Below are 22,269 nucleotides of genomic sequence, written 5' to 3' on the forward strand. Positions count from 1 at the left end.
CGTCCGGATGACGGATGCCAGACGATTATAAAGACATGACCCCCTGTCTTCTGTTTCGAATTTTAGTGGTGGCTGGTTTGACGGTCCCGATGGGCGTAGTGGCGCAGACGGTCAAGGTGGAGAAAGAGCCGGTCAAACCCGCAGCAGTGTCATCCATGACGGCGGAGGAACTGGCAGGCTTTGAAGGGTATTCGCCTGAGTTGCAGTCGCTGGTGCGCAAGGCATTGGATCTGACGAAGTTAAACTTGCGGTATCAGTTCGGATCAGCGGAACCGAAGGCGGGCGGCATGGACTGCTCGGGGGCGATTTATTACCTGTTGAGGGATTCGGGAGTTAAAAGTGTGCCGCGTCAGAGCGATGAGATTTGTCGTTGGGTGATGCGGCGCGGGGTGTTGTATCGGACCGAGAATGTGGGCGCGCTGGACGAGACGCCATTCAAGGCGCTGAAGCCGGGGGATTTGCTTTTTTGGACGGGGACCTATGAGACGAGCACGCCAAGGGAGTTGCCAATTTCGCATGTGATGATGTATCTGGGAAAAAGGAAGAAAGATGGCAAGGCGGTGGTGTTTGGCGCAAGCGATGGGCGTTCGTATGAAGGACAGCGCAGGAATGGCGTGAGTGTATTTGACTTTGCCCTGCCGCAGCGTGCGGCCAAGTCGGAGTTCTTTGGGTATGGGGCGATCCCTAAGATTTAACAGCTTCGAAGAGTCTGCGGATGGTTTGAATTGATTCTGGTGAGAGAGAAATGGCGGGCGACGAAGCAGTTGAACTGAACTCGCCGTTGAGGTAGCAAGCGACAGCGTTGGATTTGAGCGAGAAGACCAGGTCGATGGTCTGTTGTTCGTTTTCAAAACGAAGCAGGGCATCAGGTCGAAGGAGTTTCTTGTCCGCTTGCGAAGTGAAGGCGCTGGACTGGCTGAACATCTTTGAAGCGAGGTCGGATTGTTCGTCGTTCAGGGAATGCGGGGATTCGGAGAAATGGTGCTCACCGTGGTGGATAGTGCCTTTTGGGTCGACGAAATGGAACGAGACCCGGAGTGGATGGACGAGGAGTTCCTGCGCCCAGCGATCAGGGAAAATTTGTTCATAAACCGTCTCTTGGGCGATAAGCAACGAACTAACGGCAACGAACAATACCGTGGCAAAGAAACGCTTCATCGAATGGCTCAAACCTGACAGCACGGAAGAACTTCGACAACTTCGGCGATGGGGGATCCGTCGGGATGGCGGAGTTCATTGCAGCGACCATAACAACGCTGGCCATCGAAACCTCCGAGGAGGTCGGCGAGACGGTGATCGATCTCGATGCGGAAGAAGCCGCTCGGATGACTGGAATGGGGAACGTGGTATTGTTGCAGAAGCCCGCCAAGCGGGATGCGGCCTTCGAGGATGAACTGCCGGATGCTTTCGTCAAAACCGTCGAGATGAATGCCAATCGCACCAAATTCAACAGGTTGTTGATCATCAGCACGGCGCAGGATAACGGCGCGAACGAGGTAGTTGCTGCCAACAACAGACCGGGCGTGAACGTCGAGCGCGATTGGAGTGCCGTGATGTTCGGCGAGCGTAGGGGTCATGTCGCTCTCGTGAACCAGCAAGCTTCTCTCGGTGGGAGGGATTTCGCCGGGGTCAACGAAGGTGACGCGCAGGTCCTGACTGGCGAGTCCGTAGAAGAACCGCAGCGGGGCAAGGATGTCAGCCTGGGCGATGGACATGGCTTTCTTGACTTAGGTGTAACGGGCGGTGCGGTGGTGGGGCAAGAAGAACTCGTGAAGGAGCCGGTCGACTTGCAGAAGTCCATCGCGGGTGAGTTCGATTTTGTCGTTGGCGGCATCGACCTTGCCGAAGCCTTCGCTCTCGATCCACTGAAGCTGGGGGGCAAAACGGGTCAGCACGTCTTCGCCGAATTTTGCCTGGTAGTAACTGGGGCGGACAGAGCCGAGCTTAAGTTTGAGGATGAATTCGCGGATGAAGCGTTCGTCGGGACTGGTCGCGTAGGCGCGGAAGATGGCGCTGTCGCCGCGTTCGATGGTGTCGATGTAGGGGGCGATCTCGGCCTGGTTTTGAAGGTGGATGCCACCAAGATGGCCGAAGGAGGCAACGCCAATGGGCAGGAGGTCGGCCCCTTCCCAGAGGGCGTCGCGATAGACGAACTTGATGCGTTCAGGGTCTTTGACGACGGTGTAGGCGCTGGTGACGGTGTAACCGGCTTTTTCGAACTCGGTGAAGGCGTAGTTGACCCAGCCACGTTTGGTTTCCCAGTCGGCAACGGGTGCGGTTTCCTTGCCATCGGCCTTCATCTGTTTGTAGATGCCGGTGTTGTAGGGGACCTCCATCTGATAAATGGTGACGCAGTCAGGGGACATCTCGACGGCTTTGGCGACGGTGGCTTTCCACAATTCGTCGGTGTCATTCATCATGCCGGCGATGAGGTCGATGTTGACGTGTTCGAAGCCGAGCGAGCGGGCGATGCCGTAGGCGCGGTCGATCTCACCGGAGCGATGGGCGCGTCCGTTGGAGCCGAGGACGTGGTCGTCAAAATGCTCGACGCCAAGGCTGAGTCGGGTGACGCCGATGTCGCGGATGGCTTCGAGTTTGTTGGGGTTGAGGGTGCCGGGCTCGGCTTCGAAGGCGACTTCGGAGACTTCATCCCATGGCATGAGGTCTTTCATGCGGTCGGTGAGTTCGCGAAGCTGGGGGACGCTCAGATAGGACGGGGTGCCGCCGCCGAAATAAACGAAGTGAGGTTTGCGGCCTTTGAGATAGGGGCGGGCGGCGTAGCGGGCAAACTCCTCCATGCCGGCGTGAATGTAGCGGCGGATTTCGGAGGCATTTTTGTCGGTGTAGACGCGGAAGTAACAGAAGTGGCAGCGCTTGCGGCAGAAAGGAATGTGGAAGTAGAGGCCGAGGGGAACGTCTTCAGGAGGAGCGGTGTCGAGCAGTTTTTCGACGGCGAAGGCCTGTTCTTTCTGCCAGAAGGAGAACGGGGGGTAGTTGGCGACGAAGTAGTTGCCGACCTCAGTGGCGTGATGTTTCTCCTGGCCTTTTTTGGAGTCAGAAAGGTGGGTGATGGGGATATCAGCGGTGGAAGACATGGATGAGAAAGGATAAAGGCGAAAGGATCAAGGATAAACTTTCGGAGCGGGCAGTAGGGTGATCTGAAATGATCTAAGGCGCAGGAGAGGGAACGTTCTTGAAGCAGTAAACATTGCCGTCATCGGCTCCGACAAGGATAAAGTTTCCGGCGACGGCGGGGGCGACTTTGATATCGGCACCAATTTCATACCGCCATTTCTCTTCGCCATTGGACAAATCAAGTGCGTAAAAGTAGCCGTCGCCGCTGCCGAACAGCACATGCTGGTTGGCACAGATGAGAGGGGAGCCGTCGATGTCGCCACGAGTGCGAAACTCCCAGACCTCCTTGCCGGTGGCGCGTTCGAGTTTGCGAATGCGTTTATCGCGTCCGGCGGCGACGACCCATTCGTCACTGACGGCCGCGGCTGCGTAGTAAGGGAAGTCGCGTTCGCCGTATTCCCAGAGTTTGGTGCCGTCGTTGAAGTCGAAGGCGGCGACCTTGTTGCCGTAGTGGGTGATGTAGGCGATGCCTTTGTCGACGGCGATGTTGTTGCCGATGTAGGCGCCGACTTCGATGGTTTTGACCTCTTTGCCGGTGGCGATGTCGATGACGTAAAGCATGCCGTCGCAACCGCCGAAGACGACCTTATCTTCGTAGATGGCGGCGGCACCGTTGATGTAGTTGGTGGTTTCGTATTCCCAGAGTTTGGTGCCGGTGGCGGCGTCGAGGCAGTAGAGAAGATTGTCGTAGCTGCCGATGAGGACGTGTTCCTTACCTTCGGCGTTTTTCCAGGTATTGATGCCGGCGTGGATCTCGCCACGGGTTTCGAATTTCCATTTTTCTTCGCCGGTGGTGGCGTCCCACGCATAAACGAAGCTGTCGACACACCCGGCGATGACGAGGTTGCCAGAGAAGCCGGCGTTGCCTTCAAAGGCAGATTCTTTTTCGACTTTCCAGACCTCTTTGCCGGTGGCGAGGTCGATGCAGTAAAAACGCCCGGACTGGCCGCCGATGTAGACCTTGCCGTCTTTTACGACGGGAGTGGCGAGAACGCCTTCTTTGCGGGCCTTGTCGCCGGTGGTGAAGGTCCAGACGAGTTCGAGAGGAAGATTGAGCTGGGTGGGGGAGAGTCCGGTCATGGCCTCATTGCCGCGGGCGTGGAGCCAGTTGAGGTTAGGGGCAGTGTCGGCCGCGGTGGCAGTAGCAGCAGCGGCAGGGTCCTGGGCTTGCAATTGCAGGAGTGATGAAGTGATGAGAAGAAGGGCGAGAAGAACGGTGGTCATGGGCGAGCAGGAATGGGTTGGGCGCGAGCCTGGCAGCATTTAGGATACGTCTGGCGACCGGGGATTGTTCAGGCTTTGGGGGAAGTGGATGGCGTTGCGTGGTTGATAGGCTGAGTAATGGGCCACGTTCTGCAAGGCGAGCAAGGGCAGGACATGTCCGACTCTCGTTGCCGGACCATGGGGGAAATTCGTTGCGTTGATGATGATGGTGGGCGTATGGGTTTTTACGCGTTATGGAGATGGACATTGATTTTGATCTAAGGACGATTGCGATTTCGATCGGAATTGACGGTGTTGATGAGGTGGTGCGCAGGGAGGAGCCTGTGGTGATTGGCAAGGCGAACATGAAGATGCTGGGGTCGATGGGGCATGTGCTGGTGCGGTTTTGGGAGGCGCAGCGGGTGTTGATGAAGAAAGGGGGGAAGGAGGTAGAGGGATTGGAGGTTTGGTTGGAAGGGGCACCAGAATTTCGCAACGTGCCGGATGGATTTGGGGTGCTGCTGAGGATGACGCCGTCCGGATTGAAACTGGATGGGGTGCTTGGTGAAGGCGGGGATGGGGCGAATGGATCGATCTGGCCAGCTTTGTTAAGGCTACCGGGTCTGCGGGGGTTTTGGGAACAGCAACTGAGAGGGAGTGTGTTGGAGACTTTGTTGTCGGTGACGCCACAAGCCTGGTTGGTCGATCCGACGCCGTTGCCGCCTGGATCGGTGACTGCTGGATTGGATGTGGGAAGCTGGGCGGACTTCGGCGGGCAGACGGACGAATTTTCGCTGTCTTCGCGTTGGGAAGCGCCGGGGGATTTTCGCGCGGCGGGAGATCTAGAGTTGACCAAGGCGCTGGCGGCTTTTCCTGAGGAGCGAACAGTTTTGACGCGGGCACTTGTGAACGCTGAACCTGGTTTCGTGGTGGCGACTTATCGAGTGGATGAAAAGGGAACTTCTTTGGTTGAGGCGGTGCAATTGAGCCGCGATGAAGCGGGGAAATGGATGGCGGCTCCGGTAACTGGGAAGTGAACGATGGCGGATGATGCTACAGAAAACGAGAATGAGCCGGTCGAGTGGCCGATCACGAACGAACTGGACCTGCATGCGTTCAGGCCGTCAGAGGTGAGCAGCTTGTTGCCGGAGTATTTTTTGGAGTGTCGGAAGCGAGGAATTTTTGAGGTGCGCGTGGTGCATGGCAAGGGCACGGGAGCCTTACGGGTGGGGGTGCATCGGTTGCTGGAAACGATGGAGGAAGTGGCGGACTGGCATTGGCCGGCCGGACAGGGAAGCGGAGGTTGGGGGGCGACTTGGGTGAGGTTGAGGAGGTGAGGAAACTAGTCGGACAGCGGAGGAGCTTGCAGGTTGGGCAGAAGGACTGGGTCAGGAACGAGAACGGGACTGGTCGGAAGAAGGGGTTCGACGGCGATGTCGGTATCGGTGTCGAGGGGGGATGACAACGGTGTTGAGTCGCCCAAAGGTTTTTCGAGCGGGGTGGGAACGAGTTGGAAGGTGCTCGATGGGGCCATCGTGCCGCGGTTGAGATCTTGCCATTCCTGGCGTTCGAGGATGACGATTTGTTCGATGCCGTCCGGTTTTTTGATGGTGAGCTCAACCAGGGTGCCGGGCCAGCCGCTGCTGGCTGCGACGACTTGTTTGTCGGTGTAGCCGAGCGTGGATTCCTGATCGATGGCGATCAACTGATCGCCGTTGGTCAGGCCAGCCAGTTGTGCAGGTGAGCCGGAGAGGGTGCCGACAATTTCAGGAAAACGACCCGGGTGGCCGACGATGCCGATGCCGATGCCTCCGGTGAGTTGCTGGCGGGTTTTATGAATTTGTTTTTGCAGGGTTTCCGATAGGGGACTGGTGTTTTTGGAGAGTAGGGTGGAACTGGTGACGAGGGTTTTGGGCAGGAATTTCCAGATGGCTGCAAGGGAAATCACGGCAAGGAGCGTGACGGTGATGAAGAGCAGCGGGCGATTCATCGAACGGTTGGGACTCGAGCCTTTCTGTGTCGGCTGCCACGTTTTCAATCAACGACTGAGGTCGTTTTGGCAGAGGACTTGGTAGCCGGTTTTGCGGAGGGCTTCTTCGCCGACTTCGCCGTCTTCGACGCAGAGGGCGAGGAGGGGCTTGTCCTGATGGCGGACGAGCAGGGGATAGCTGTGGTGGATGTTGATTTCGGCGGCGAGGAGGGAGGCGAGGGCCTGGCAGAGGTCGGGGGCGCCTTCTTCAAGGGCGACGACCACCACGGTCTTTATCGCACAGGAGTGGCCTTGTTCGTCGAACAGGTCTTTGGCAGATTCCGGATCGCTAACGATGAGACGGACGAGGGTGAGGTCGATGGAGTCTTGCAGGCTGAAGCCGAGGACTTCGATGTGGTGGTCGTTGAGGAGTTTGACGAGGGTGAGGAAGGCACCAACGCGGTTGTGGAGAAAGACGGAAAGTTGCCGAACGGGGGAGCGGGCGTTGGTGGTGCTGAGGGAGGAGACAAAAGAGGTTTTCGAGGACATATCGAAAGGAGAAAGGCGGAAGGATGAAGGCGAGTAGGAGTAGGAGTAGGAGTAGGAGTAGGAGGAAGAGCTACCCGGCAGGCTGGTTGGAGCCGCGCATTTCTTCGTAGCGGGTGACGCGGAGGGGAAGGGTGGCGAGTTCGTCGCCGTTGATGTGGATGACGAAGTGATAAACGCCGGCTTTTTCGAAGTGCAGTCGCTGGAGGTTGAGGACCAGATTGCGACTGACGAAAGGGATGGCACCGGGGGGGAAGTTGACGTCCATCATGGGGGTGAAGGCGGGCATGATGGAGAGACCTGCTTCGTTTTTAAGCTCGATGCGGAGCTGGTGCTGGCCGACATCGTGGGGGGAAAAGAGCAGTCGCAGGGCGAGGGAACACTGCGGGTGGGCGACGGGAAATTCGCGGGCGCAGAGGGTGTCAAAGGTGCCGAGGATGCAGAGTTTGCCCTGGTAGTCGGCGGCGGAATCGCAAAGGGTGATCAGTTGCAACTGCATGCGATGCGATTTGGTGGTTGAGTGGTGAAGCGGTCAGCAAGTTAGCGGCCAAAAAGCTTGCGAAAAAATCCACCGATGCCGCGTTTCTCACCTTCGTCGACAGGCTCGGCTTCATTGATGGGAGTGACGGCTTCGCCATCGTTGCCCATGCCGCCGCTGCCTTCAATTTCTTCGTCTTCTTCGGAAACGGGGATCGCCTTGGCGGCTTCTTCGGCTTGGGAGAGGAGGATGAGTGGGTCGTCAGGCGGGGCGTTGTCGTAGACTTTGGTGAACACTTCTTTGACGATGGGGGCGGCTTTGCCACCGCCGGAAACGGATTCATAAGGCTGGCCTTCGTAGACGATGGCGTAGGCGTAGATGGGGTCGTTGGCGGGGAGGAAGCCGGTGAACCACGCAAGGTTGCGTTCTTCGTTGGGTTTCCACTGGGCGGTGCCGGTTTTGCCTGCAACCTGGCAATTGTATTTTTTGTCGAGCGCGGCGGCTCGACCGGTGCCGCCGGGGGAGTTGCAGACGGCGACCATGCCTTTGATGACGGCTTCGCGGGCGGCGGGTTGGAGGTTGACCTGACGGGCGACCTGCGGTGGGAAGGCTTGCAGGACGCGGTCGTTGGGGTCCTGAACTTGCGAAACAAGGCGGGCACGTGGCATGTTGACACCATCGGCGACGGCGGCCATGGATTGGGCGGTTTGCAATGGGGTGACGAGGGTGCGGCCCTGGCCGATGGAGAGGTTGGCGATATCGCCGCCCTGCATGCGGTGGCCGAGGCGTTCGATCATCCAGGTGTTGGTGGGAACGAAGCCGGCGGTTTCGCCACCAACGGGGATGCCGGTGCGTTCGCCAAAGCCAAAGCGCTGGGCCATGTCGGTGATGGGATCGGCACCCACGGCGAGTCCGGCCTGATAAAACCAGGTGTTGCAGGAGCGTTTGATGGCGCTCACGACGTTCATGTAGCCTTCGGGATTTTTGGTGTGGTTGTGGAAGACGCGGTCGCCGATTCGAAGGGCGGTGCTGCAGTCGTAGGCGCTTTTGGCGGTGATTTTGCCGGTCTCGAGTGCGGCAAGGGAGACGATGATTTTGAAGGTGGAGGCGGGAGGGTATTCGCCCTGGAAAGCGCGGGCGTAGAGGGGGGTGCGTTTGTCTTCGTTGAGGGCGCGGAAGTTTTCGCTGGTGATGCCGGGGACCCACATGTTGGGATCGTAGAGAGGATAGGAGGCCATGGCGAGGACGTCGCCGGTGCGCACGTCCATGACGACCATGGCGCCGCCTTTGGTGTGTTTGGCGAGGGCGGTCTCGGCATAGGACTGCATGTGGTAGTCGAGCGTGGTGACCACGTTGTTGCCGGGTTTGGGACGGCGAACGGTTTGTTCGTCGATTTTGCCGCCGTCGGCATCGAAGAGGACGCTGACCATGCCGGGCGTGCCCTGGAGGTCGCGATCAAAGCTTTGTTCGAGGCCGCTTTTGCCTTCGGTTTCTTCAAAGATGGGGTCGCCATCCTGGGCGGGGGTGACGGGGAGCGGGCGGCTTTTGCCGACGTAGCCGAGCATGTGGGGGGCGCTGGCGCCTTTGGGGTAGAAGCGCAGGTAGGCGGCTTGAAGGAGGAGGCCGCTGCCTGGTTGGGTAAGAGGTTTGAGGAGGGCCTGTTGCTCTTCGCTGATTTCTTCGTTGATGCCGTCGTTGAGGGAGAAGACGAGGGGGAGCCAGCGACGGTTTTTGTAGTGATTGAGGAGTTTATCGCCGGTGATGTTCCAGTTTTTTCCTAGCAGGCGGTTGGCTTTGAGAATGCGTTCGTGGGCGAAGGAGACGATTTCGGTGTCGGTGGCGTCTTTTCCAAGGAAGGGGTAGCTGAGGGCGAGATATTGGGCGACGCGAGTTTGGGCAAGAGGAATGCCATTGCGGTCGACGATCTGACCACGTGGCGCGGGGATGATGAGGCTGAGGGCGCGGGCCTGGGTTTGGGTTTTCCAGCCGGCAGAAAGTTCCCGTTTGGCGGTCGGAACGTCGAGGCTGGTGTCGGAGTCTGAATCGTCGGCGGGAAGGGCTCGGAGGGCGGCGGACTGTTGCGCTGAGACTGGAATCCCTCCAGACGCCAAAATCAGGGCGAGTGAGGAAAGGAGAGACCAGAAGCGCACGGAAAAAGGCATGACGGTAGTTAGGGGAAGGTGCCAGTGTGGCTTGAAAGGGGGGTTCCGTCAATGAGGTTCACGCGGAAGGGCTAGCGGCTGGCGAGGGGGGTGCTTTGCCGGGAATGGAGGGTTTTGGCGATGTCCCTGCCGGTGGCACGTCCGACTTCGAAGAGGGATTCGCGCTGTTTGTGGGGGAAGAGTTTGGGGTGGGCAGTTTCGCTGCGGGCGATGATGAGGTTCTTGCCGTGCATGCGGGCGAGGCGCAGGCGGAGATCGGTGGTTTCCTTGGAGATGGTTTCGTGGCAGGCGGCGAAGCCGGAGGAAAGGGTGGGCCACTGCATGACGAGTTCGGTGCCGGGGGTGTGGTCGATGTTGTGAATGACGATGGTGTGGATGGAGGGGTCGTCGATCCAGTGGTCGAAGGGAACATGGAGGGCGACACCGCCGTCGCACCAGCGTTCGCCGTTGATGACGCGATTGCAGAAGAGGCCGGGGATCGAGCAGCTGGCGATGACCCATTCGGCGGCGTCGCCTTCGGTGATGAGGCGGCTTTCGCGTTTGGTCAGGTTGGTGACGGCGATCTGGATGCGTGGAGACTGGAAGTTTTCGAGGCGGGCGCTTTGCAATTGTTCGCGGAGGTATTTGACGGCGTTGTTGCCAGAGAGGATGCCGGAGCTGTAGAGGCTGCTGGCGACGCCGGGAAAGCGCAGCGGTGCGGCCCAATCAATGAAGGACCGGCGCAAACCGGGGCGGAGGGTGAAGTTTTCGATTTCGCGACCTTGCAGGCCCATGCCACAGATGGCGGCGGTGAAGGCTCCGGAAGAGGTGCCGGCAATCTGGTCGGGAAAGATGCCGGCTTCATGAAGCGCGCCCATGAAGGCGGAATGGGCGTAAAATCCATAGAAGGAGGAACTGAGGGCAACGGCGATGCCGGTGCCTGGGTGGGATGATCGGGCGCTCATGTCCGGGTTGGATGTCATTTAGGTCTGCTGGGTGACGCTGGTGGATGCAGATTGTGTTCCAGAACGGATTCGATGCAGGCCAAGCCAGATGCCTCCGACGAGTCCCCAGATGCCGGTGACGGCGAATCCGAGCAGGGAGACGGTGACGGCCCCCTGGGCTCCCATGGGTAGGGTGTGTCCGAGCAGTTCGACAAAAAGGTTTTCGCGCACGCCAAGTCCGCTGATGGTGATGGGAATGGCGGCGATGGCGTCCACCATGGGCATGATGGCGAGCATTTGCAGCGGGGGGATGGGTTGGGCAACGGCGTGGCTGGAACACCAGTAGGCGGCATAGCCGGAGAGAATGCTGAGGATGGAAACGATCTGGGCGCGGTAGATGGCGTTGCGGTGGGGCTGAAGATGAAGGAACGGTCGGAGCGGAAAGGTGATGCGACGGAGGAAGGGTTTGCTGTTGATGTGGTTCCAGATCGAAGGGAAGCAGATCGCGGTAAAGGCGCTGAGGGTGAGGAGGCCCATGATGCCCAGGATGATGTCGGTGGCGACGAGGGCGATGCCGGGGACCATGCTGTTGTTGGAGGTGAGCCAGGCCGTTTGAGGTCGGGTAAACAAGATGTAAAGAATGGTGCCGGCCATCAGTCCAACGCCGTGATCGAGCAGGATGGATTGGGCGATGCGCAGTTTTTGATTGGGGAACTGGCGGTTGAGGAACACGGCACGGATGCCGTCGGCACCGAGAGGACCGAGGAAGTAGAAGTTAAAAAAATCGGCAAACATCGTCAGCCGGATCGACTCACGGAAGCTGAGAGCCATGCCGTTCATCTGCACGAAGGCGCGCCAGCGCATGGCCCATCCTAAAACGGCGAGGCCGCCAAAAAGCATGGCGAGCAACAGCCAGCCGAAGTGAATGGTGGTGTTTTGGAGACTGGGCAGGCTGGCGAACTCAGCACGTCGCAGAGCCCACCAGAGCAGGGCACCGCCACAAGCGAGGCGCAAGAGAAGCATCCAGTGGCGGCGGGGCATGCTAAAAGGCTAAAGGATGAAGACTAAAGGATAAACTTGGCCAGGTCAGTTGGCGAAGGCGATTACCTTTTGGCAACGAGGTCGTAACCGCGCCAGTCGGCGATGGTGACATCGGCGAAAGTTCCGACGGGGATGGTGGGATCAACAAAAACCATGCCATCGATGTCAGGAGCGTCCATGTAGGTGCGCGCTTCGCCGGGTTTTTCAACGAGGACGCGGACGGTTTTTCCAACTTGGGACTGGTTGAATTCTTCGGCGCGGACCTGCAGGTGGCTCATGGCTTCGTTCCAGCGGCGTTTGCGGGTGGCGTGGTGGACGTGGCCTTCCATTTTGTTGGCGCGGGTGCCTTCTTCGCGGGAGTAGTTGAAGACGCCGGCGCGTTCGAATTTGAATTCGTCGATGAAGTCGAGGAGTTCTTTAAAGTCTTCCTCGGTTTCGTTGGGAAAGCCGACGATGAAGGTGGTGCGGATGGCGATGCCGGGGATGCCGGCGCGCATGCGGCGGATGAGGTCGCGGATGTAGTCGCCGTTGGTTTCGCGGCGCATGAGGGTGAGCATGTGGTCGCTGATGTGCTGGAGGGGGATGTCGACGTATTTGACGACCTTGTCGGATTCAGCGATGGCGGCGATGAGGTCATCGCTCCAGTGGGCGGGGTGGGTGTAGAGGAGGCGGATCCAGAAGTCGCCCTCAATGGTATTGAGTTCGCGGATAAGGGTGGCGAGGCTTTCGCCGCGCGAGCTGTCGACGGGGCTGCGCGGGTTGGGGCGCTGGCCTTCCCATTTGTCCATGCCGAAATAAGTGATGTCCTGGGAGATGAGGTTGATTTCCTTGATGCCGGAGGCGACGAGAGCGCGGGCTTCCTTGACGACGCTTTCCTGGGTGCGGGAGCGGTGTTTGCCGCGGATTTTGGGGATGATGCAGAAGGAGCAGGGGTGGTTGCAGCCTTCGGCGATTTTGATGTAGGCGTAGTGCGAGGGAGTGAGGCGGAAGCGCGGGGTGTCGTAGTCGGGGATGTATTGGGGTTTTTCGGTGACGTGGTTGTCGGGCGACTCGTCTTCGGCGCGTTCGTGGCCGGTGAGGCGGTTGACGATGGTGCCGACTTCGGTGAGTTGGTCGAGGCCGATGAAGGCGTCGACTTCGGGCATCAGGCTGGGAAGTTCCTGGGCGAAACGCTGGGCCATGCAGCCGGCGACGATGATTTTCTTTTTGCGGTCGGTGCGTCCGTCGATGGCTTCATGGACGCTGGAGATGGACTCCTTCTTGGCCATGTCGATGAACGAGCAGGTGTTGATGATCATGACATCGGCGTCGTCGGACTTGGGGGTCATCTGCATGCCGGCCTGCTGGATGTGGCCGACCATGATTTCAGAATCGATGAGATTTTTGGCGCAGCCGAGGCTGACGAGTCCGACTTTGGTCATGATGGGTGAAAAAGGTGAGTGAGCGGGGCTTGGGTGGGTTCGGTGGGGAGGGAGTTTAGCATGGATTCGGTCAGTGGGAAGCGAGATGTGAGGGGAGGATGGTGACCCATGGAGAAATGTGCTGGACTTGGGCAGGGATTTTTTGTCATGTTGATTCATGCAACCACCCCCAGTTTCCCGTGTTTCTGAGATTCGACGTAGTTCGATAGCGAGGCGGTTGGTCAAATGGCTGGCTTATGGCGTTGGAGGATTGATTGGGTTGGTGGTTTTGATTTTACTGGCGGTGATTTTTTGGCCGGACGCGCCGCCGCCGGAGGATGGGGAAATGATTCCCGTTTTCACCGAGGGAGGTGGGCCGAATAATCCGCTGGTGGAGTTTGTTAAAAACGCACCGAATGCGGTGGGGGTCGGCTTGTTATCCGAGGAGGCAAAGGAGCTGCGGGTGGGTTCGGAACCGGAGTTGCGGGAACATTTGAAGCGCAACGAGAATTTGCTCAACGCATGGGACAAGCTGGTTCAGTCTGACCGGGATTCGTGGCGCTGGCGTTTGCAGGATTCTGCGCTGGTGTCTCGACCTTTGGAGTTCGAAGGATGGCAAAAACTGCAAGATGTTTGCAACTTGGATCGCTGCCGAATCGTGCTCCTGGTCAGGGATGGACGGCTGAGCGAAGCTGCGGAAAAGGCGCTCGCGCTCATAGCCAGTGGAGAGGCTCTATTCCATGCAGAAGGGGATGGCATGGATTTTCTGGTGTCGAGCACGGTGAAGTCAATTGGGGTTTCTTGCATGGAAGAAGTTCTTATCGCGAGTAGGAATGATGGGATGGTGCTGACGGATTTGCAGGCAAAAATGTCGCGGTTGGAAGGCGACTGTCTCAGTGCAACCAAGCACATGTTGCAAGTGGAGTATCTGACAACGAAAAAGATATTGAACAATTGGGATGAGTATTTAGCTGCGGGCTTGAAACGGAGAAGGATTAGGTCTGCCAAGTGGCTGATTGATGTTAATCGATCACTTAACATCTACATTGAATTTCAAAGGCCGTTGCTAGTTTCAGCTTCGAAGGATACGTCGACACTTTCGAAGGCCGCTATTAGGCACAATTACGCTCGGCGTGAATGGAGGCCATATCCGGCGAGGTTCCTAAGTTTAAATTTCTTTGGAGATCATACTGCTCATGATCGAGCAGGCTCGTTGAATTTAGTAGTGGATCGAGGTATTAGGGGACAGTTTTGGTCTACGGCGATGCCTGTCATCATCGCATTGCGGAGACATGAGCTTGAAAAAGGGAAATTGCCTGTGGACCTAGAGAAATTGGTTCCGGAGTATTTACCGAAAGTCCCTTTAGATCCTTACGATGGGGCACCGCTACGATGGAACTTGGAGAAGAAGCGGCTTTACAGTGTGTGCAGTAATGGCAAGGATGATGGTGGTGATTTTGGCAGGCCAATGATGGCGAGATTTGAATTTGGTGATCTTGGCTTGTTTTATCTTTGGGGTGAAGAATACAAGGCTTACCATAGGAAATTATACGCGCCACTAAATGAACTCTTGAGGAGGCGATGAAAACAGCGCTGGGGAAATTTGTTTGCAACTGTGGTGAGAAGTTGAGGTTCTAGTGTATTCGATATGATGATTTTTTCTCGCCGTTTACTGTTTTTGGGGCTGGCTTTGATGGCCATTGCGACTGGCAAAGCGCAGGCACAAGTGGTGGTTTACCGACTGACGTTTGAGGAGATTGGAGAGAGCATCAATTACCGGCCTTACCAGAATGGGTATTACGTCGCACCGATGGAGGGTGGGGCAGGCTCGTTGGTGCTGACGCTAACGACGGGGAATGTAAGGCAATATTTTGCTTATGAAGGGTTTGGGGAATTGTTTGTGGCGGTGAAGGGGGAGTCGCAGAAGATGGTTTTGAGTGCGACGGCGGCCAACGAGGTGAGCACGACAGTGTTTTATGCGCTGGGCACGGCGACCAAGGAATTTGACGTGGAATCGCGCAACTTGAGCGGGAAGATCAAGGTGGCGGAAAAGATGGTGGGGTATGCGGTGAGCGCTGACAGTGAGCAGGATTTGCCTTTCATTGGCACCGGGATGTCGATTGGCGTGGCGGGGGCGAGTCAGTTGACGGCCCGAATTGACGAGGCTTACACCAACAAGGCGGTGCAGGAAAATCTGGATTCGGCCGCGGCGGTGGATGCGGTGATCGAGGCTCTAACAGCGGCGGGGCATGTGAATGGCAATCCACAAACCGGGAATGGTGGCAATGGCAACAACGGCGGCGCTGGGGGCGGCACGGGGACCAATCAGGAGTAAACTTCCTCTTCAGGAGGGGACCAATTGAGGCAAGTTTTCTAGTCAGGGATTGGAGGGCGTCGGTGGGACAGGAGGGGAGGTGCGGTCGATGGAGGGCACGCGGAAGATTCTGCCGCTGTAAGGGCATTTCACTTCGGAGCCTGGGGTGAGACCGACGACATCAACGAGTTGATGAGGTTGAGCGAACGGGCTGCGAACAAAGCCGGGCTGGCCGGGAATGTTTTCGGCGTAGGGAATGGGCGGAATCGAAGGTGTGGACGTGGGGGGCGTGGCTGCTGTTGTCTGTGAGGTAGGAGTTGTTTCAGGCTCGGACATGATGGGATTGGGTGCGGATGGAGTGGCGTCGACCGAGGGGGCCGGTTCGGTTGGATTCAGCAGGGCGGGAGTGGGTGAGGGCGCAGATTCCAGAGGAGCAGGAGCAGGATCGGGAGTAGGAGCAGCAGCGGCAGCAGCAGGAGACGGGAGCTGTTTTTTGACGAGCTGGGGTTTGGTGACCGGCTTGGAAGTGGTGGCTTTAGGTTTGGGTTTAATTTTGGATTTGGCGACCGGTTTGGAGGGAGCCTGGGTCGGCAATTGGGCATTGTTGAGGGCGTCGCGCTGGCCGGGAACGATGAAGGGACGCTTGGTGTAGGGGCAGATAATGGTGTCACCCGGGCGGGCACCGTCGAGTTTGACCAGCTTGGCAGGGCGGGTGTAGGGCGAGCGGGCGTGGTCGGAGGCGTAGGGAACGGCGATGCCTGTTTTGATCCTGGCTTTCTTTGTCGCGGCGGGGGCGCTGGTCGAGATGCTGCTGAAGAGGGCAGCAATGATGAGCACGAGAACTCGAGGGATCAGGGTTTTTGCGTGGACCATGGATGCAAAAGGTGGCTTGTTGCCGGAGTGTAGAGGTGAAGGCACATGATGCAACCTCATCTAATTTTTGCGTAGCATTGGATCGCGCGAAGGAAGGTTTAATTGATTAATCAAATATGAAATGGCAGGTGATCACGGTAGGCAAACCAGCTTTGACTTGGGCGAAGGCGGGTTTGGAGGACTATGCGCGTCGGCTGACACGCATGGCGCAGGTGGAGATGGTGGTTCTGAAGGAGGGAACGCCGGCCCAGGTGGCGCAGCGGGCGCTGGAGGCGTCGAAAGGTTCGTGGCGGGTGGTGTTGGATGAGAGAGGCAGGGATTTGACCAGTGTGGAGCTGTCGGGCTGGGTGCAGAAACAGGAAAATGCTTCGTTAAAACGAGTGAGTGTGTTGATTGGTGGAGCGGATGGACATGATGAATCGCTGAGGTCGGAAGCGGACGAATGCTGGCGTTTGTCAAAGATGACGTTGCAGCACGAGATGGCGCTGGTTTTGTTTTATGAACAATTGTATCGCGCCTACGGAATGCTTAGGGGTGATCCTTACCATCGAGCATAACCCGCTGCTTTTTTCCACAATTACTATGATTTTCACATTGCAAAGTATGGAAATTACGGAAAGATTATTTTAATAAATTTCAGTCTTCCATACATTTCTAACTTGAGAATCTTCTCAAGAAGATTATTCATGGATGAGAAATTTTAACAATTTGCTGTTATGTCTTCACCGTCCCCTTCTTTTTTGAAACAAATTCTCGAAGCAGGATCGGTGTCTCAAACTCCAGATCGTTCGCAAGAAGTTGCTTCTCCATTTAGCAAACTGGGTGGAGGGAGTGGTGGGGTGGTTTCACCGTTTTCGATTGTCGGACCGGCGCACGGTGATCTGGCAAAGGGACTGGTGGCTCCCAAGAGGGTGGAATCGGCCATTGAGAGTGTGGGAATGGAACATTTTCGGTTGTTGCTGGACAATGTGCCGGTGGCGATGGCGATGTTTGATCTGGAGATGCGCTATTTGCTGGCGAACAGTCGTTGGGTGGAGGATTTTAAGCTGGCGGAGGTGGAGTTGGTGGGGCGCAGTCATTACGAACTGTTTCCGATGCTGCATCCGGGCTGGCGTCATGTGTATGAGAGGGCGTTGCAGGGTCAGGTGGTGAAGTGTGATCGGGATGCGATGATGCAGAATGGCCGGCCAATGGTGTATCGATGGGAGGTGCGTCCATGGAGAAACGCGGATACGCGCATTGGCGGGATCATGATTTCGTGTTCGCGATTGCAGGCTCCCTTGCCGGATGAAGCGACGGCTTCGACGACCAATTCAACGCCATCGCTGAATGAAAGTGGAGCCGCCACGGACGGGATGGAAGCGATGTGGATGGGGAGGTTGCCGATGCTGGCGGTGGATGTGAACGGGAGAATTTTGCGGGCCAGCTGCGGGGCTTCGACCTTTTTGCTGCCGAAGGGTTTGGAGGAGGGGGTGACGAGTTTTTGGGAGGTGCTGGGCGAGCGCAGCGGGCAGGGGGCTTTGCGGGAGCGGGTCGAGCAAGTGCTGCAATCGGTGCTGGCGGAGGGACGGGCGCAGGAGGTGATCCGCACTTCGCTTTCGACGGATGAGGAGGCAACGAGCGAGGTGCCGGCGCATTGGTTGTTTACGCCGATGGGTGAGCCGAAAGAGGGGCAGGCAGCGGTGGCGCTGGTGGTGGGACTTGAGGGGGTGCCGATGTTGCCCCCGGTGCAGGTGCCGCTTTCGCTTTCGATTTCGGCTGCTGAAGCGCCTTTGATGGAAGCGCGGGGTGAGGCGATGGAGATTCAGCGTCGGCTGGCGGAAGCGGCGGATGCAGAGAAGCTTTCACGGCAGAGGGAGAGCCGGCTGCGGTCAGTGTTGGATCTGGCGCCTTGTGGTTTGCTGGTGCTGGATGAGAAGGGGCGGCTGATTTTTCAAAATGCACGCTTGCGGCATTTGCTGGGTCGCGAGGTGATGGAGGGGCAAAGGGTGGATGAGTGGTTGATTTTGGGTTGTCGCGATGCGGTGCACGCCCGGGAGGTGGCGCGGCGCTGGCAGGAAGACATCTGGAGGCGTCAACTGGTGCAGGTGCTGACGCTGGTTTCGATGGACGATTTGTTGAAGGACATTGAGATTCGTCCGGTGGCGTTGCCGGGCGGGGGGATGATGCTGATGTTGCAGGATGTGACGGAGATGCGTCGGGGTGAGGAAATGTTGAGGTCGACCGAGGCGAAGTTCCGCACCTTGGTGCATGAGAATCCGTTGCCGGTGGTGTTGACGGATCGCAGTGGGGCGGTGTTTGATGCGAACCCGGCGGCAGAAGTGCTGCTCGGGCATCCGCGGGCGGAGTTGCGTCGGATGCGTCTGAATCAGTGGATGGATGAGGCATCCGTGAAGCGACGGGCGGAGGTGCTGGAGGGGATGAATTTGTGTGATGCGTCTTCGGGCGAATTGGAGGCGTTGTTGCCGCTCGCGAATGGGTCGGTGGCGAAGGTGGCGATGCGGGTGGCACTGGTGATGGATGTGGAGCGTCGTGCGTTGTTTACGGTGCACTTCATGCAGGAATTGGAGTCGAAGTCGAAGGCGAAGACTGAGACGGAAGAGAAGGCGGAGGCGCAGGTTCAAGCTGAGCCACAAGTTCGAATTCCTGTTGAGAAGGCGGCTGCGGAATTTCGTCACCCGCTGATGCTGGTGGATCGATTTCAGGAGATGGAGGATGAGGAAGAAGAGTCGCTGGAGTCGGAGCAGGTGGAGTTGTTGTCGACCGATGCGCATGGTCGCGTGGCCTCTTGGACGGAGGAGGCGACTGAGATTTTTGGGTTTGCGAAGGAAGAGATTCTCGGTCGTGGTTTGCATTTGTTGTTCCGTCCCTCGGACGCGACGGGGTTTTGTCAGGATCTGGCGAAGCACCATGCGCTGGCGTTTGGCGGCAAGGTGGTCGAGTGGACTTTTTATCACAAGGTTCACGGCCGAAGTGTTGGCTCATTTGTTCTGAATGCAGTGGGAGATTCGCCGCTGGCGGTGCAGTTGAAATTGAAGCAGAAGCAGAAAGTGGCTGCGACCGTTGGGGTGGATGCGGAAGAAGTGGATGTCGATCTGGATCACGCGATGGAGCAGCAGCGGGTGGTGATTGGGGAGACGCATCAGCGGGTGAAGGATCAATTGCAGATCATCAACTCGATGCTGAATCTGCAGTTGAACACGTTGCGCAACGAAGAAGCACGACATGCGTTGCGTTCGAGTCAGAATCGCATCGGCTCGATTGCGGCGTTGCATCATCATTTGTCGCGGATGGCGGCGGGCGAGGAGATGAATTTCAAGGCGTTTGTGGCGGGGTTGATTGAGCGGTTGCGTGAGTGTTTTGATGTGCCTGCGGGGCGGGTGCATGTGGAGATCGATTTGTCGAAGAAGCAGGTGCCGGAGAAGTGGTTGCTGCCCTTGTCACTGGCGTTGAATGAGATGGTTTCCAACGTGTTCAAGCATGCGTTTCCCGGGGATCGGATCGGCGTGGTGGAAGTGGCATTGCATTGGAATGGGGAGATGGGGGCGCTTTCGGTGGTGGACGACGGCATTGGATTCGCGGCGGATTTTGATGATCATCACCATGAAGGCATGGGTCTGAAAATTTTACGGGTTTTTGCGGGTCAGTTGGGTGGGGAGATCAAGATGAACCATGGCGCGAATGGCGGGGCTGAGGTGGTTTTGCAGTTTCCGGTGAAGCGGGCTTAACCAAGGTCTCAACGGGGGAAGAAGACGATTTTCTGCTTGCGTGAGTCTTGGGAACTCAACGATAGTCCGGCTGTGGAAAATATGGATACCCCTGATAAACTTAGTGTGTTGATGGTTGACTGTGGGGCGGGGGTTCGATCGCTGGCGGGTGAGGCTTTGATTGAGGCGGGGTTTGAATTGGTGGGGGCGGAGTCAGAGAGACTCGGGTTACAGGATGCACTGGATCTGGCGGGGCGGCGTGAGGTGGATGTGGTGGTGATGGGGAGTGAGGAGAAAGATGTGCAGCGGATCCTGACAGTGGCGCGTCAGTTGTTGTTGGAGGGCGGTCCGGTGGCGGTGGTGCACTTGATGAGTGCGGATGAAGTGGAGCGGATTTCGGAGGTTTTAGGGAACGATTTAGGGGAGTGTGTGCTGGTGCCGTTCAGCAAGGAACAACTGGCGGTTTCGGTGCAGGCGGCGGTCGCGCGGCGCTTGCGTGTGATGGAGGCAAAATTGCCGGAGCTGGGAGTGATGGAAGTGCTGGATGGACTGGACGAAGGTCTTTTGGTGGCGGATTTTGCGGGGCGGGTGAAGTGGGTAAATCGAGCAGCGACGCTGATGCTGGGGATGGAGGGCAACGAATTGTTGGGGCGCGATCTGAGTTCGGTTTATCAGGTGAATTTGCCGGATGGTGGCGAGGTGAAGTCCTTTTCAGCGGCGACGGGAGTGCCGAGGTTGCTGAGTTTGAAAAACAAGCTGGGGGAGGTGGGATTGATTGAGGATCGTTGCTCGGTGCTGCATGATGCGATGGGTGAGGTGCAGGGGGTGGCGATTTTATTCCGGCGTTTGTCGAAGGTTGAGGCGGCGGCGAAGGAAAGGGATTCGAATTTGGTGGACAGCGTGACCGATCCGTTGCTGGCGGTGGATGCGGAGTGGAAGATTGTTTTTGCCAACGGGGCGGCGGCGAGATGGCTGGGTGCGGTGGGAGAAAATTTGCGGGGGCGATGGTGGTGGGAGCTGTTGCCGGAGTCGGCGCGGGAAATGCATGAGGCGGCTTTTGTAAAGGCGTGGGAGCGACGCGAAGCGCTGGGGGCGGAGATTTTTATGGAGGGCAGCGGGGCGTGGTATGAGGTGAGATCGTATCCGCATGGCGACGGGCGCCTGATGTGGATGAAGGACATCACGACGCGCAAGCTGGAATGGGAGCGCGGCAACCGGTTGGACCGGCTGGAGTCGTTGGGATTGCTGGCGCGTGGGTTTGCGCACGACTTCAACAATCTACTGACGGTGTTGCTGGGCAATCTGTCTTTGGCCGAACACCGGCTGGGGGCGGGTGGACCGGTGATGGAGATTCAGTCGGCACGGCAGGCGACGCTTTTGGCGCAGGGTTTGGTGCAGCAGTTGTTGACGTTTGCTCGAGGGGGAGCGCCGGTGAAGCGGGCCATTGCGCTGGCGGATCTGGTGAAGCATTTTTTTGAGCAGCATCCGAAGGTGGTGGGGATTGAGTATGGGATCGAGGTGCAGGAAGGACTGCCGTCGATGGCGTTGGATCCGAATCAGATTCGGCGTTTGTTGGGGAACCTGGTGCGCAATGCCGAGCAGGCGACGTCGAGGGGTGGTCGGATTGTGGTGAAGTGTGAGGCAGCGGATCCGAGCAGCATGTTTGGACATGATGTGTTGAAGGATGCGCCGGAGTCGCTGGCGGGAATGGTGCTGGAGGTGGAGGACAATGGGGAAGGGATTGAGGCGCAGAATTTGCCGCACATTTTTGAGCCGTATTTCACGACGCGGAAGAAGCAAAACGCGACGGGTTTGGGGTTGACGGTTTGTGAATCCATTGCCCGGGCGCATGGGGGAACGATCAATGTTTATGCGGTGAAACCGCGAGGCACAAGGGTGCGGTTTTTTCTGCCGGTGGAAGAGGATGCGGCTGGGAATGATGGGGAGCCGGAAATGCTGGAGATGAAAGGACCAGGACCGGGCAGGACGCCGAGAATTCTGGTGCTGGAAGATGATCACCTGGTGCGGGCATTGATCTGCCGTGGATTACAGAGTCAGGGGTATGAGGTGACGGAGACGGTGGATGGATTGGAGACGGTGCGGCTTTATGAGCAGTCGATGAAGGAAGGGCGCGCTTTTGATGTGGTGATTCTGGATTTGAGCATTCCGAATGGGATGGGCGGAGTGCGCACGATGGAGAAGTTGCGGGCCTTGGATCCGCAGGTGTTGGCTTTGGTCAGTAGCGGGTATTCGGATGATCCGGCGATGGCGCAGCCTTCAGCGTATGGTTTTGCGGCGGTGCTGCCGAAGCCGTATGAACCGTTGGAGTTGATCCATGTGGTTCAGCGGTTGCTGGATGAGCGGATGAAGAGTGGGAGGGGAGGAGAGGTCAATCACCATTCATTCATCATTTTGATTTTCTAGAATGAATAGAGAGCCCAACCGCCATCCCGATCAGGCCGAGGGGGACACTTATCAATGGCCAGAATAACGGACCACCTGTGTCACCAAAAGCGGC

General features: G+C 57.7%; 20 protein-coding genes. 8 read left to right on the plus strand and 12 right to left on the minus strand.

Going from position 1 to position 22,269, the window contains the following annotated elements; all coding sequences use genetic code 11:
- Nucleotides 1-35: 35 nt before the first annotated feature.
- Nucleotides 36-695 carry a C40 family peptidase gene (locus FEM03_RS22440; protein WP_166443076.1) on the plus strand — a complete coding sequence of 220 codons (660 nt, stop codon included), beginning with the start codon at nt 36-38 and terminating at the stop codon, nt 693-695.
- Here FEM03_RS22440 and FEM03_RS22445 read toward each other — a convergent pair.
- The 4 genes from FEM03_RS22445 to FEM03_RS22460 all read right to left on the minus strand — a co-directional run bounded on the left by FEM03_RS22445 (nt 685) and on the right by FEM03_RS22460 (nt 4,359).
- Nucleotides 685-1,158 (minus strand): hypothetical protein, encoded by a 474-nt coding sequence (locus FEM03_RS22445; protein ID WP_138088560.1) that lies wholly within the window; start codon nt 1,156-1,158, stop codon nt 685-687. The genes FEM03_RS22440 and FEM03_RS22445 overlap by 11 nt on opposite strands.
- 8 nt (nt 1,159-1,166) lie before the next feature.
- The gene (locus FEM03_RS22450) at nt 1,167-1,715 is read right to left on the minus strand and encodes a hypothetical protein (protein ID WP_138088561.1); all 549 of its coding nucleotides are present in this window, start codon (nt 1,713-1,715) and stop codon (nt 1,167-1,169) included.
- Nucleotides 1,716-1,727: 12 nt separating this feature from the next.
- Nucleotides 1,728-3,095, minus strand: coding sequence for a coproporphyrinogen-III oxidase family protein (locus FEM03_RS22455; RefSeq protein ID WP_138088562.1), 1,368 nt, complete (start codon nt 3,093-3,095; stop codon nt 1,728-1,730).
- A 73-nt stretch (nt 3,096-3,168) separates the two neighbouring features.
- On the minus strand, nt 3,169-4,359 hold the full coding sequence (locus FEM03_RS22460) for an outer membrane protein assembly factor BamB family protein (protein ID WP_166443077.1): 1,191 nt from the start codon (nt 4,357-4,359) through the stop codon (nt 3,169-3,171).
- A gap of 233 nt (nt 4,360-4,592) precedes the next feature.
- Here FEM03_RS22460 and FEM03_RS22465 point away from each other — a divergent pair, with 233 nt between their 5' ends.
- Complete coding sequence (locus FEM03_RS22465; protein WP_138088564.1) at nt 4,593-5,375, plus strand: hypothetical protein; 783 nt, start codon at nt 4,593-4,595, stop codon at nt 5,373-5,375.
- A 3-nt stretch (nt 5,376-5,378) separates the two neighbouring features.
- On the plus strand, nt 5,379-5,675 hold the full coding sequence (locus tag FEM03_RS22470; protein ID WP_138088565.1) for a Smr/MutS family protein: 297 nt from the start codon (nt 5,379-5,381) through the stop codon (nt 5,673-5,675).
- Between the two features lie 5 nt (nt 5,676-5,680).
- On the opposite strand, the gene FEM03_RS22475 is transcribed toward FEM03_RS22470, so the two are convergent.
- The 7 genes from FEM03_RS22475 to rimO all read right to left on the minus strand — a co-directional run bounded on the left by FEM03_RS22475 (nt 5,681) and on the right by rimO (nt 12,878).
- Nucleotides 5,681-6,328 (minus strand): PDZ domain-containing protein, encoded by a 648-nt coding sequence (locus FEM03_RS22475; protein WP_138088566.1) that lies wholly within the window; start codon nt 6,326-6,328, stop codon nt 5,681-5,683.
- A gap of 48 nt (nt 6,329-6,376) precedes the next feature.
- Complete coding sequence (locus tag FEM03_RS22480; protein WP_138088567.1) at nt 6,377-6,856, minus strand: acetolactate synthase; 480 nt, start codon at nt 6,854-6,856, stop codon at nt 6,377-6,379.
- A 70-nt stretch (nt 6,857-6,926) separates the two neighbouring features.
- Nucleotides 6,927-7,352, minus strand: a complete 426-nt coding sequence (locus FEM03_RS22485; protein ID WP_138088568.1) for a DUF6941 family protein — start codon at nt 7,350-7,352, stop codon at nt 6,927-6,929.
- A 41-nt stretch (nt 7,353-7,393) separates the two neighbouring features.
- Nucleotides 7,394-9,493 carry a penicillin-binding protein 2 gene (gene mrdA / locus FEM03_RS22490; RefSeq protein ID WP_138088569.1) on the minus strand — a complete coding sequence of 700 codons (2,100 nt, stop codon included), beginning with the start codon at nt 9,491-9,493 and terminating at the stop codon, nt 7,394-7,396.
- Between the two features lie 71 nt (nt 9,494-9,564).
- Complete coding sequence (locus FEM03_RS22495; protein ID WP_166443078.1) at nt 9,565-10,437, minus strand: patatin-like phospholipase family protein; 873 nt, start codon at nt 10,435-10,437, stop codon at nt 9,565-9,567.
- Nucleotides 10,438-10,455: 18 nt separating this feature from the next.
- The gene (locus FEM03_RS22500) at nt 10,456-11,457 is read right to left on the minus strand and encodes a lysylphosphatidylglycerol synthase transmembrane domain-containing protein (protein ID WP_138088571.1); all 1,002 of its coding nucleotides are present in this window, start codon (nt 11,455-11,457) and stop codon (nt 10,456-10,458) included.
- 62 nt (nt 11,458-11,519) lie between these two features.
- Nucleotides 11,520-12,878 (minus strand): 30S ribosomal protein S12 methylthiotransferase RimO, encoded by a 1,359-nt coding sequence (rimO, locus tag FEM03_RS22505; protein WP_138088572.1) that lies wholly within the window; start codon nt 12,876-12,878, stop codon nt 11,520-11,522.
- A gap of 157 nt (nt 12,879-13,035) precedes the next feature.
- On the opposite strand from rimO, the gene FEM03_RS22510 reads away from it, so the two are divergent.
- Both FEM03_RS22510 and FEM03_RS22515 read left to right on the plus strand, forming a co-directional pair.
- Nucleotides 13,036-14,442, plus strand: a complete 1,407-nt coding sequence (locus FEM03_RS22510) for a hypothetical protein (RefSeq protein ID WP_138088573.1) — start codon at nt 13,036-13,038, stop codon at nt 14,440-14,442.
- 63 nt (nt 14,443-14,505) lie between these two features.
- The gene (locus FEM03_RS22515; RefSeq protein ID WP_138088574.1) at nt 14,506-15,192 is read left to right on the plus strand and encodes a hypothetical protein; all 687 of its coding nucleotides are present in this window, start codon (nt 14,506-14,508) and stop codon (nt 15,190-15,192) included.
- Between the two features lie 42 nt (nt 15,193-15,234).
- Here FEM03_RS22515 and FEM03_RS22520 read toward each other — a convergent pair whose 3' ends face one another.
- Nucleotides 15,235-16,044: a hypothetical protein gene (locus FEM03_RS22520; RefSeq protein WP_138088575.1), complete on the minus strand. Its 810-nt coding sequence runs from the start codon at nt 16,042-16,044 to the stop codon at nt 15,235-15,237.
- Nucleotides 16,045-16,160: 116 nt separating this feature from the next.
- Between FEM03_RS22520 and FEM03_RS22525 the strand changes: the two genes are divergently transcribed.
- From FEM03_RS22525 to FEM03_RS22535, 3 genes are all read left to right on the plus strand, one after another.
- On the plus strand, nt 16,161-16,601 hold the full coding sequence (locus tag FEM03_RS22525) for a 23S rRNA (pseudouridine(1915)-N(3))-methyltransferase RlmH (protein ID WP_138088576.1): 441 nt from the start codon (nt 16,161-16,163) through the stop codon (nt 16,599-16,601).
- Between the two features lie 159 nt (nt 16,602-16,760).
- The gene (locus FEM03_RS22530; RefSeq protein ID WP_138088577.1) at nt 16,761-19,772 is read left to right on the plus strand and encodes a PAS domain S-box protein; all 3,012 of its coding nucleotides are present in this window, start codon (nt 16,761-16,763) and stop codon (nt 19,770-19,772) included.
- Nucleotides 19,773-19,853: 81 nt separating this feature from the next.
- Complete coding sequence (locus tag FEM03_RS22535) at nt 19,854-22,175, plus strand: hybrid sensor histidine kinase/response regulator (RefSeq protein WP_138088578.1); 2,322 nt, start codon at nt 19,854-19,856, stop codon at nt 22,173-22,175.
- The last annotated feature ends 94 nt before the right edge of the window (nt 22,176-22,269 follow it).

Origin of the sequence: Phragmitibacter flavus (genome assembly GCF_005780165.1) — a bacterium.
Taxonomy (GTDB): Bacteria; Verrucomicrobiota; Verrucomicrobiia; order Verrucomicrobiales; family Verrucomicrobiaceae; genus Phragmitibacter; species Phragmitibacter flavus.